Here is a 10,544-nt window from a genome sequence, read left to right on the forward strand (position 1 = left end):
CCTTTCAATTTCATTTTATATATCATTAACATGACCCGTGTTTCAGAACGCTTGCCGAAGCAGGTTTTTTTAATGTATGGCAAAGTGCAGGGAAAAGGAATCTATGAGGTGTAACAAGTGGAATATAAACAATGGTATATGGAGTACAAGATACATAAGAACAGACCTGGTCTGCTTGGAGATATCGCTTCTATGCTCGGAATGCTTGAAGTCAACATCCTGACCATCAACGGTGTGGAAGGCAAGACGCGCGGAATGCTCCTGGAAACAAACGATGATGAGAAGATTATGCTGATGGGTGAAATGCTCAAAAAAGTAGATAATATTACGGTTACGGCGCTGCGTTCTCCACGGCTTGTGGATAAGCTGGCTGTCCGGCATGGACGATATATTGACCGCGATTCGGATGACCGCAAGACGTTCCGTTTTACGCGGGATGAGCTGGGACTGCTCGTGGATTTCCTCGGTGAACTGTTTAAAAGGGAAGGGAATCAGGTTATAGGACTACGGGGAATGCCCCGCGTCGGCAAGACGGAGTCTATTATCGCTGGTAGTGTCTGCGCCATGAAGCGCTGGACATTTGTTTCTTCGACGCTTTTGCGGCAAACGGTCCGCAGCCAGCTGGCTGAGGATGAGATGAACCCTCATAATGTCTTTATTATTGACGGGATTGTAAGCACGATCCGCTCCAATGAGAAGCATTACAATCTGCTTCAGAATGTGATGAGTATGCCCAGCACAAAAGTAATTGAGCATCCGGATATTTTTGTGCGGGAATCCGAGTATACCTTTGATGATTTTGATATCATTATTGAGCTGCGCAATATGCCGAACGAAGAGATATTGTACGAGTCGTTTACGACAAGCTACAGTGATGATCTTTAGAATATAAAACAAAGCGGATGCTTTCGAAGCGGGTTTTGTACGATGCTCTTCAAGAAAGCAAATGCTGACAAAACTTTTAGGAGGTGATGGCATGTCGGAACTGGGCCGGCATTTGAAGGAGGCTCGTCTGCAAAAAGGGATGAGTCTTGACGATGTCCAGGAAGTAACAAAGATTCGAAAAAAATATTTAGAAGCCATCGAGGCGGGTGACTATAAAGTGCTTCCCGGGAGCTTCTATGTTCGGGCGTTTATCAAAACCTATGCTGAGGCAGTGGGTGTGAACCCGGACGAGCTCATGGAGGAGCATGGCAATGTCCCGGCTGCCCCGGTAGAAACAACAACGATGGAGACCGTGATTCAGAAGCGCAGCCGCAGACCTGAAACGGAACGGAATGCGAAGTGGCTTCCGACAGTCCTGATGTGGACCTTCCCAATATTGATTATTGTAGTAATTTATTTGTACGCATCTTCGAATATGAACAAAGCTGATCCTGAAAATGCTGCTCCCGAGAATTTGACCAACGAACAAAAGGATCCTTCTAAAAATCAGCCTTCCCCGACAGCGGTCGGGGGCGGAGTGGTGTCTCCTTCGGAATCAGCAGGCAGCCCTGAAGCGACTGCAACGGCTACTGTGGCTCCGACGGCTACACCGGTTCCTTCACCAAGCTCTCAGGCGGTTACGGTCACACAGGACCGTAAATCGGGCAAAACGACGATTTACAAAGTTTCTGCTCCTTCCGGAAGCGCTGTGCAGGTTGAGATTGCGGCAACCGGTGTAAGCTGGCTTGAAGTTTACAAGGGTGAAAATTCCAAAGGTGAGAAGCTCAGCTTTGGCAACACTGCGGCCGGCGAGAATAAGAGCTTTACACTCGGCAGTGAAGGGATCTATATTAAATCCGGTTACTCGCCAGCTACAAATATTACTGTTAACGGACAAGTGATCACTGACGGCAAAACCTCCTCCCGCATTCTGCTTGAACTGGATGAGGGCACTTCAGCCGACAGTGAATCCGGAAACACAGATGAGTCGCAGGACAGCGCTACTAGCCAGAATAGCACTTCAGGTCAATAAAGGTATCCACGTATAGACTTTGGCATTTTGGAGAATCTAAGAGTGATTTACAGTTCTTACGCCAAAGTGAGGTGTACTCTCATGACCGTTAGCTGGATTGTAACAGGGCTGGGCATTATCGTCAGTCTCCTCGGTTATTACTTGACACCGAGCGCCTGGGGCTATGGAATTCTTGGCTTTGGACTGGCACATATTGTGCTGGGGATTCTGGATATGTTTCGGGCTCCCGCTCGTAGCAGATAAAGCCGCTGTATGAACGTCTCCCGGTTGCGGTTATTGCCGGGGGCGTGTTTTTAGCCTTTGATTATCAAAGGCTTGCACTTGGCTCCACATCTGTGGGGCTGTTTTGCATGCGGGGGGTGCGGGTGCCTTATTCTTGCCATAATTAGACTTAAGAAGCCCTTTCTCATATAATAGGAGCAGAATAATTGTTAGCAAAGGACGTGGATTCATGAGTTCGGAAAGTTCATTTGACATTGTATCCAAAATGGATATGCAGGAATTGACCAATGCTGTTCACCAGACCGAGAAGGAGATTGATAACCGGTTTGACTTCAAGAACAGCAAAAGCAGCCTGAAGCTGGAAAAGGATGCGCTTATGATCGCCTCAGAGGACGAGTATAAGCTGGGGGCAGTCATTGATATTTTGCAATCCAAGATGGTCAAACGTGGGATTACCCTCAAGAATCTGGATTTCGGAAAAGTCGAACCGGCTTCCCTTGGGACAGTGCGCCAGCGTCTTGGCCTCAAGCAGGGAATCGATCAGGAAAACGCTAAGAAAATCAATATTCTGATCCGGGATTCCAAGCTGAAGGTGAAGAGTCAGATTCAGGGAGATCAAATCCGCGTTACCGGCAAAAGCCGCGATGATTTGCAGCAAATTATTCAGATTTTGCGCAAAGCCGATTTGCCGCTGGATTTGCAGTTTAACAATTTAAAGTAAGCTTTTGTGCCCCGCAGTGCTTACGCACCATTTTTGCGGGGTGCTTTCTGTTTTTTTGACACGTACATATGGCTATAATATACTTGCTTAAGCAGTTTTGAAGAAAATAGTGGAATTTTGGATTCGTAACGATCAGGGGAGGAACTTCAGTGAATTTGCCCAACCGCATCACGCTAGCCCGCATTTGCCTTATCCCGATTATGATGTTTTTTTTGCTGGTGGATTTCAGATTTTATCCGGAGCCTTTACATTGGGGCTCGTTCCAGCTTTCAATTAATCATCTGATCGCGGCTGTAATCTTTCTGCTCGCGGCCAGCACGGACGGTATAGACGGCTATATAGCCCGGAAATATAACATGGTCACTAACCTCGGCAAGCTGCTTGACCCGCTGGCGGACAAGCTGCTGGTTTCTGCGGTGCTGATTTCTCTGGTTGAGCTGGGAAGATGCGATTCATGGATCGCCATTGTGATTATCAGCCGTGAGTTTGCCGTAACCGGGCTGCGCCAGGTAGCGCTGCTCGAAGGCAAAGTGGTTGCCGCCAGCAAATGGGGCAAGATAAAGACAGTCGTGCAGATTGTCGCCATTTCACTTCTGCTGCTCAACAACTTTCCCTTCCAGTTCGTCAGTATTCCTCTTGATGATATTGCCATTTGGGCTGCTGCGCTCATCACTATTTACTCGGGGATTGATTATTTCGTGAAGAACAAGGATTTGCTGCAGCTTCATGATGCTTAGAACTTAACAACGCATCCACTCTACAACCAGGAGGAGAAAGCCAGCTATGAAAGCGGAAATTATTGCCGTCGGAACGGAGCTTTTACTTGGACAAATCGTGAACAGCAATGCCCAGTTCTTATCTGTAGAGCTGGCCGCGATGGGAATTGATGTTTATTTTCAAACTGTGGTCGGGGATAACAGCGGCCGTATTCAGGAAGCAATAGAGATTGCAAAGAGCCGTGCGGATGTCATTTTGTTCACTGGTGGAATCGGTCCGACCGAAGATGACCTGACCAAAGACGCACTGGCGTTAACGCTGGGCCGTTCGCTTCATATCGACCAGCTTGCGATGGATCATGTACAGCGTTTTTTTGATGACCGAAAGATTGTGATGACAGAGAACAACCGTAAGCAGGCACTTATTATTGAAGGAACTACGCCGCTTTCCAATGAAATCGGCCTTGCTGTCGGCATCGCATTCGCCCATGAAGAGAAGTATTATATCGTGCTTCCAGGCCCGCCGCGCGAGATGAAGCCGATGTTTACGGACAAGGCTAAGCCATGGCTGCTGCAGCACGCGCTGACAGACGAAATGCCGATTTACTCCAAAATGCTCAAATTTGCCGGCATCGGCGAGTCGCTGCTGGAGGACAAATTGATCGATCTGATCCGGAGTCAGACTGATCCAACTATCGCTCCTTATGCCAAGGAAGGGGAAGTGACGGTCCGCATCTCTACCAAAGCGACTTCTGAACACAGTGCCATGGAGAAGCTGGACGTGCTGGAGAAAACAATCAAGGATATTCTGCCGGAGCATATGTATGCCAATATAGATGTGCCGCTGGAACAGCTTATTGTCGATTGGATGGCAGATGCCGGACTGACCTTAAGCGCCGCAGAGAGCTGTACAGGCGGTTTGCTGATGGAGAGCATCACGAATATTCCGGGCAGCGCATCCATGTTCAATGGGGGTATTGTTTGCTATTCCAATGAGATGAAGAAGAAGCTGCTGAATGTGCCTGCTGCTCTTCTCGAGGGTCCTGATGCTGCCGGAGCGGTCAGCCGCGAAGTTGCTGAGGTGCTGGCGGAACAGGTAAGAATGATAGGGGACAGTGATTTCGGGTTATCGGTTACAGGCGTTGCCGGCCCCGGCTATTCCGAACGCAAGCCGGTAGGGCTTGTCTATGTCGGCTTAGCGGAACGGGGGCAAAAGACTGAGGTGTATGAGCTCAATCTCAAAGGGACGCGTGAGAACATCCGGCTGCGTTCAGTCAAAGCGCTATTATACCGTCTCTGGCGCAGGCTGGAGGAGCGCAAGGTGGCTACTCCGCTGGATGGATCAGCCTTGCAATAACCTGCTAAGACGGTATATAATTGTATATACGGAAGAACCGTAGCACTGAGAACTCTCTGCTGCGGTTTTTTGTTTTATGCGGCGCCGCGGACTACAGCGGAGCTCCTGCGAGCATAGGCCGTTGATTTCCGGTGACTGAAGGATTTGTATTGAATTCAACATCCGGAAGGAGGCTTACAATAAAAGGGAGTATTCTCCCGGAAGACAAAAAAAACGAATGTATGTTCGAAAAAAAGCTTGGCAAGACCTCCAAAACACGTTATTATATTACTATAAACAGTGAAGGAAGTGGTCTGATTGTCAGATCGTCGTGCAGCGCTTGATATGGCGCTTCGTCAAATAGAAAAACAATTCGGTAAAGGTTCGATCATGAAACTGGGAGAATCCTCGCATATGAAAGTCGAAGTCGTACCTAGCGGCTCCTTGGCACTTGATATTGCATTAGGTATTGGCGGACTTCCTAAAGGACGCATTATTGAAGTATACGGACCGGAATCTTCCGGTAAGACGACTGTTGCTCTACATGCGATTGCAGAAGTGCAGAAGCTTGGTGGACAAGCTGCTTTCATCGATGCAGAGCATGCGCTTGACCCTAAGTATGCTAATGCTCTCGGCGTAAACATTGATGAGCTGCTGCTCTCCCAGCCGGATACAGGCGAACAGGCACTGGAAATCGCCGAAGCGCTCGTCCGCAGTGGCGCAGTAGACATTATTGTCGTGGACTCCGTAGCGGCATTGGTACCGAAAGCGGAAATTGAAGGCGATATGGGAGATTCGCACGTTGGTTTGCAGGCACGTCTGATGTCCCAAGCTTTACGTAAGCTGTCCGGAGCGATCAACAAGTCTAATACGATTGCCATCTTCATTAACCAGCTGCGTGAGAAAATCGGCGTTATGTTCGGTAACCCGGAAACAACTCCAGGCGGCCGGGCATTGAAATTCTACTCTTCCGTTCGGCTTGATGTGCGCCGCGTAGAGAGCATCAAGATGGGAAATGATGTTGTCGGTAACCGTACGAAGATCAAAGTCGTGAAGAACAAGGTTGCACCTCCGTTCAAGCAGGCTGACGTTGATATCATGTACGGTGAGGGTATCTCCAGAGAGGGAAGCCTTGTTGATATCGGTACGGAAATGGATATCGTTAACAAGAGCGGTGCCTGGTATTCCTACGAGGGTGAACGTTTGGGCCAAGGTCGTGAGAATTCCAAGCAGTTTCTGAAAGAGCATCAGGACATTGCTCTGGTGATTGAGAATAAGATTCGTGAAGCCAGCAATTTGTCGACGATTGTAGCGGCTCCGAGTGAAACCGAGATTGCTGCAGAGCAAGAGGAAGAAGAAAACTTGCTGCTCGAAATCGAATAAATTGAAGTGAATATTATATAAGGTAATAGGCGCCCTGTGAATGATCTTAACAGGGCGCTTTTTCATAAGATCAGAAGAGTATAAGAATCAATAGCTATGAGGTGACAGACAGCCATGGTAATACAATTGAACCCTGAACCGGAAGAACAGGAAGAACAACCGCTGGACAATTTCCCTGAAGGCGAGCTGCTTGTCATCACACGGGTAGAGCGGCAAAAGAAGTCCGATCACCGTTACATTATTCATTTCGGCGCATATAACATGACTGTTCATGAAGATGTCATGATTAAATATCGGATGATTACCGGCAGTTCGTTCATGAAGGAAGATCTGGTGGAAATTGTTGTTGCGGATGAACGGCAGCGTGCTTATGTAGAGGGGCTGCGGTATTTGGAACGCAAGCCTCGGACGTCTCAGGAAATGGCCCGTCGTTTACGCGAGAAAGAAATAGGAGAGACTATTATTGCCGAGGTGCTGCTGCGGTTGCAGCAGGAGCGTTTCCTTGATGATCCCTTGTATGCCAAGCAGTGGGCGGAACAACGCATTGCAAATCAGCGTAAGGGCAAGCTATGGATCCGTCAGGAGCTGCGGGAGAAAGGAATCGACAAGTCGCTGATCTCGGAAGCGCTGGAGAATATCTCTCCGGAACAGGAACTGGAGAGCGCTCTGCAGACAGGGCGCAAGAAATGGAATCTGATTCGCGGAGACGTTAATGACAAGCGCAGAAAGACCGGAGCCTTCCTCATGCGGCGCGGATATTCCGGTGAAATGGTACGGCAGGTACTGAATGTTTTACGCCAGGAAGAGGATTTTGAGGGTGAAGAAGAGGAGATTTACTTCCCTGACTGATTCTCTTGACTTAAATGCGGTTATCGACTCTCTTGACAAGGTCTTTTTATAAATAATAAAATATAACATGAATCGGCATAAACTAAGAATCCTTTTTCCTTCCCAAAAAGCAGACTCTTATGAACCGGTTCGCGTACAACTCATATGAAATGTAATCGCCGGATAAGGCGGGCAGTGTGCATGTGCAGCATGTGCAGTATGGCAATCGGTGTATTACCGGTTTTTTGTATGGTGATGAACGGATAGTTTAACAACTGCACAATTCCCAAGGCATTTCCCTTGGAGGAACCAACGAGGAGGTGAACAGATGGTAACTGCAATCTGGGTCATAATCGTTCTCGTTGTAGCTGCATTATTCTTTGGATTCGGTTATTTTATTCGTAAATCCCTTGCAGAAGCTAAGATTTCAAGCGCTGAGAAAGAAGCCGTAGTCATCGTGGAGAACGCGAAGAAAGAGGCGGAGGCGCTGAAGAAGGAAACGGTACTCGAAGCTAAGGACGAAGTCCACAGAATCCGTACTGAAGCTGAGAAAGAAACTCGTGAACGTCGGAATGAAATCCAACGGCAAGAGAGACGTTTGCTGCAAAAGGAAGAATCACTGGATAAAAAAATGGAATCGCTTGAACGAAAAGAAGAACAAGTAGCTAACAAAGAGAAACGAATTGACGAAACACAACAGCAAATTGATGTAATTTACAAGAACCAGGTCACTGAACTGGAACGTATTTCCAATTTGAGCATCGATGATGCCAGAAGTATCATTCTTAGCAATGTAGAACAGGAAGTTCGCCACGAGACCGCACAGATGATTAAGGAAATTGAACAGCAGGCCAAAGAGGAAGCGGACAAGAAAGCCCGCGAAATCATTACACTGGCTATTCAGCGCTGCGCAGCTGATCATGTGGCGGAAACAACCGTGTCAGTAGTTACATTGCCGAATGAAGAAATGAAGGGCCGGATTATCGGCCGTGAAGGCCGCAACATCCGTGCACTGGAAACTCTTACTGGTATTGATCTCATTATTGATGATACGCCGGAAGCCGTTATTTTGTCGGGCTTTGATCCGATTCGCCGCGAAGTGGCCCGTACGGCACTTGAGAAGCTGGTTGCTGATGGACGTATCCATCCGGCACGGATTGAAGAGATGGTGGAGAAATCCCGCAAAGAAGTGGATGAGCGGATTCGCGAATACGGTGAACAGGCTACCTTCGAGGTTGGCGTTCACGGATTGCATCCGGATCTGATCAAAATTCTGGGCCGTCTGAAATTCCGTACGAGCTACGGTCAAAATGTACTCAAGCACTCCATGGAGGTTGCTTATTTGACTGGACTTATGGCCGGTGAGCTTGGGGAAGACATCGTGCTTGCTAAACGTGCCGGTCTGCTGCATGATATCGGCAAAGCGCTGGATCATGAAGTGGAAGGTTCGCACGTCGAGATTGGCGTCGAACTGGCGAAGAAATACAAGGAGCATCCGGTTGTTATCAATAGTATCGCGTCCCATCACGGTGACTGCGAAGCTACTTCGGTTATTGCCATGCTGGTTGGAGCTGCTGACGCCTTGTCGGCTGCACGCCCTGGCGCACGCCGTGAGACACTGGAAACGTATATCAAACGTCTGGAAAAGCTGGAGGAAATCTCCGAAAGCTTCGACGGCGTCGAGAAGTCCTACGCCATTCAAGCGGGCCGCGAGGTTCGGGTGATGGTGCAGCCTGAGAAGATCGACGATGCGGAAGCATTCCGTCTGGCCCGCGACATTACGAAGATGATCGAGAGTGAACTGGATTATCCGGGTCATATCAAGGTTACCGTAATCCGCGAGACACGGGCTGTTGAATACGCTAAATAAGCAAGGAAATCGGCCCCCCTGCGGGGCCTTTTTTCTTTCATACAGAATATATGCTTTCGAAGCCGGATGTGTACGAAGAACATTTATCTTGGATTAACCCATTAAACTTTTAGGAGGAGAACAACATTAAAGTTTTATTTATAGGTGATATTGTAGGCAATACCGGCAGAAAAGCGCTGCGTGAAATGCTGCCTTCGCTGAAGAACAAATACCAGCCGCATATAATCATTGCGAACGGAGAAAATGCCGCAGCGGGAAGAGGTATTACTTCCGCTATTGCCAATGAATTTTTCAACTGGGGCGTTCATGGCATTACAATGGGCAATCATACATGGGATAACAAGGACATCTTCGAATTTATCGACGACGAGCCCCGGATCATCCGCCCGGCTAATTTCCCTGCAGGAACACCTGGCAGAGGATATACGATTATTAAAGGCAATGGCAAAGAGCTGGCGATTGTCAATTTGCAAGGACGGACCTTTTTGCCGGCAATTGATGATCCGTTTCGGGTGGGCGAAGAGATTGTGGACGAGCTGCGCCGGAATCACAAGTGTATTCTGGTGGATTTCCACGCCGAGGCTACTTCCGAGAAGATCGCTATGGGCTATTTTATGGACGGGCATGCTTCCATTGTTGTAGGAACCCATACACATGTGCAGAGCAATGACGATGTTATCCTGCCGGGAGGCACTGCTTATCTGACGGATGCCGGCATGGTTGGTTCAAGAGAAGGAATTTTGGGTATGGAAAAGGATGCGGTCCTCTATAAGTTCACTACCCAGCTTCCGGCCAGATTTGTAGTTGACGAAGGTAAATGGCAATTGCACGGTTTATTCGCAGAGATTGACGAGGCTACGGGCAAGGCAACACGTCTGGAGAAGATTCGGCTGCGTGAAGATGAATGGGTTATGAGTTAATGAGGACACCAAGGAATTAGGCTTTTCGGGAATAATCGCTGATTTGGGGTAAAGTGTGATATTTTTTATATCGAAAAAGAGTAACTTTTGTACCATTTTCTCCGGAGTAGTCCGCAAAAAGAAGGAATTATTTCTTCTCTCGCGAATAACATCTACAGTAGTGGAAGAACACCATCATTTTCCCAGGGGAGGTACTTACTATGGATGTATTAAAAGTATCAGCTAAATCCAATCCGAATTCCGTTGCCGGCGCACTAGCGGGTGTTCTTCGTGAACGTGGATCGGCCGAGCTACAAGCTATTGGAGCAGGAGCACTGAACCAAGCAGTCAAAGCAGTTGCCATCGCCCGGGGATTTGTCGCGCCAAGCGGTGTCGACTTGATCTGCATTCCAGCCTTTACTGATATAGTGATTGATGGAGAGGATCGGACGGCGATTAAACTCATTGTAGAGCCTAGATAATTAATGAATGTTAGAACTTACGGGATGAAGGGGCTGTCCCAAAAGAAGATATTCTACTGTCGGAGACAGGCCCTCTATCTCTCAAAAGCTTAAGACTCAAAAGAGCAGCGATTCTCCCGTTATTGGAGAA

Annotated in this window: 11 protein-coding genes; all 11 read left to right on the top strand. The window is 48.1% G+C overall.

Annotation, left to right across the window (positions count from 1 at the left end; translation table 11 throughout):
- The first annotated feature begins 117 nt into the window (after nucleotides 1–117).
- Nucleotides 118–885, top strand: coding sequence for a DUF3388 domain-containing protein (locus ACAN56_RS31390; protein WP_038593346.1), 768 nt, complete (start codon nucleotides 118–120; stop codon nucleotides 883–885).
- 91 nt (nucleotides 886–976) lie between these two features.
- A complete protein-coding gene (locus tag ACAN56_RS31395) occupies nucleotides 977–1,957 on the top strand; it encodes a helix-turn-helix domain-containing protein (protein WP_038593343.1) in 981 nt (326 codons plus the stop codon).
- Nucleotides 1,958–2,038: 81 nt separating this feature from the next.
- Nucleotides 2,039–2,200, top strand: coding sequence for a hypothetical protein (locus ACAN56_RS31400; protein WP_167347618.1), 162 nt, complete (start codon nucleotides 2,039–2,041; stop codon nucleotides 2,198–2,200).
- Between the two features lie 208 nt (nucleotides 2,201–2,408).
- Nucleotides 2,409–2,900, top strand: coding sequence for a YajQ family cyclic di-GMP-binding protein (locus tag ACAN56_RS31405; RefSeq protein ID WP_038593340.1), 492 nt, complete (start codon nucleotides 2,409–2,411; stop codon nucleotides 2,898–2,900).
- Between the two features lie 149 nt (nucleotides 2,901–3,049).
- Nucleotides 3,050–3,637: a CDP-diacylglycerol--glycerol-3-phosphate 3-phosphatidyltransferase gene (pgsA, locus tag ACAN56_RS31410; RefSeq protein WP_038593337.1), complete on the top strand. Its 588-nt coding sequence runs from the start codon at nucleotides 3,050–3,052 to the stop codon at nucleotides 3,635–3,637.
- 46 nt (nucleotides 3,638–3,683) lie between these two features.
- Nucleotides 3,684–4,973: a competence/damage-inducible protein A gene (locus ACAN56_RS31415; RefSeq protein ID WP_076110063.1), complete on the top strand. Its 1,290-nt coding sequence runs from the start codon at nucleotides 3,684–3,686 to the stop codon at nucleotides 4,971–4,973.
- Between the two features lie 297 nt (nucleotides 4,974–5,270).
- The gene (gene recA / locus ACAN56_RS31420; RefSeq protein WP_038593331.1) at nucleotides 5,271–6,335 is read left to right on the top strand and encodes a recombinase RecA; all 1,065 of its coding nucleotides are present in this window, start codon (nucleotides 5,271–5,273) and stop codon (nucleotides 6,333–6,335) included.
- A 114-nt stretch (nucleotides 6,336–6,449) separates the two neighbouring features.
- Nucleotides 6,450–7,184: a regulatory protein RecX gene (locus ACAN56_RS31425; RefSeq protein ID WP_038593328.1), complete on the top strand. Its 735-nt coding sequence runs from the start codon at nucleotides 6,450–6,452 to the stop codon at nucleotides 7,182–7,184.
- Nucleotides 7,185–7,491: 307 nt separating this feature from the next.
- Nucleotides 7,492–9,033, top strand: a complete 1,542-nt coding sequence (gene rny, locus ACAN56_RS31430) for a ribonuclease Y (protein WP_038593326.1) — start codon at nucleotides 7,492–7,494, stop codon at nucleotides 9,031–9,033.
- A 125-nt stretch (nucleotides 9,034–9,158) separates the two neighbouring features.
- On the top strand, nucleotides 9,159–9,953 hold the full coding sequence (locus ACAN56_RS31435) for a TIGR00282 family metallophosphoesterase (RefSeq protein WP_038593324.1): 795 nt from the start codon (nucleotides 9,159–9,161) through the stop codon (nucleotides 9,951–9,953).
- A gap of 200 nt (nucleotides 9,954–10,153) precedes the next feature.
- Nucleotides 10,154–10,414 (top strand): stage V sporulation protein S, encoded by a 261-nt coding sequence (locus ACAN56_RS31440; RefSeq protein ID WP_019910496.1) that lies wholly within the window; start codon nucleotides 10,154–10,156, stop codon nucleotides 10,412–10,414.
- The last annotated feature ends 130 nt before the right edge of the window (nucleotides 10,415–10,544 follow it).

It is taken from the genome of Paenibacillus paludis (genome assembly GCF_042610515.1).
Taxonomy (GTDB): domain Bacteria; phylum Bacillota; class Bacilli; order Paenibacillales; family Paenibacillaceae; genus Paenibacillus_AQ.

Coding starts and splice junctions, on each gene's coding strand:
- ACAN56_RS31395 (WP_038593343.1), top strand. CDS start 977: ATGTCGGAACTGGGCCGGCATTTGAAGGAGGCTCGTCTGCAAAAAGGG.
- ACAN56_RS31400 (WP_167347618.1), top strand. CDS start 2,039: ATGACCGTTAGCTGGATTGTAACAGGGCTGGGCATTATCGTCAGTCTC.
- ACAN56_RS31405 (WP_038593340.1), top strand. CDS start 2,409: ATGAGTTCGGAAAGTTCATTTGACATTGTATCCAAAATGGATATGCAG.
- ACAN56_RS31415 (WP_076110063.1), top strand. CDS start 3,684: ATGAAAGCGGAAATTATTGCCGTCGGAACGGAGCTTTTACTTGGACAA.
- ACAN56_RS31425 (WP_038593328.1), top strand. CDS start 6,450: ATGGTAATACAATTGAACCCTGAACCGGAAGAACAGGAAGAACAACCG.
- rny (WP_038593326.1), top strand. CDS start 7,492: ATGGTAACTGCAATCTGGGTCATAATCGTTCTCGTTGTAGCTGCATTA.
- ACAN56_RS31440 (WP_019910496.1), top strand. CDS start 10,154: ATGGATGTATTAAAAGTATCAGCTAAATCCAATCCGAATTCCGTTGCC.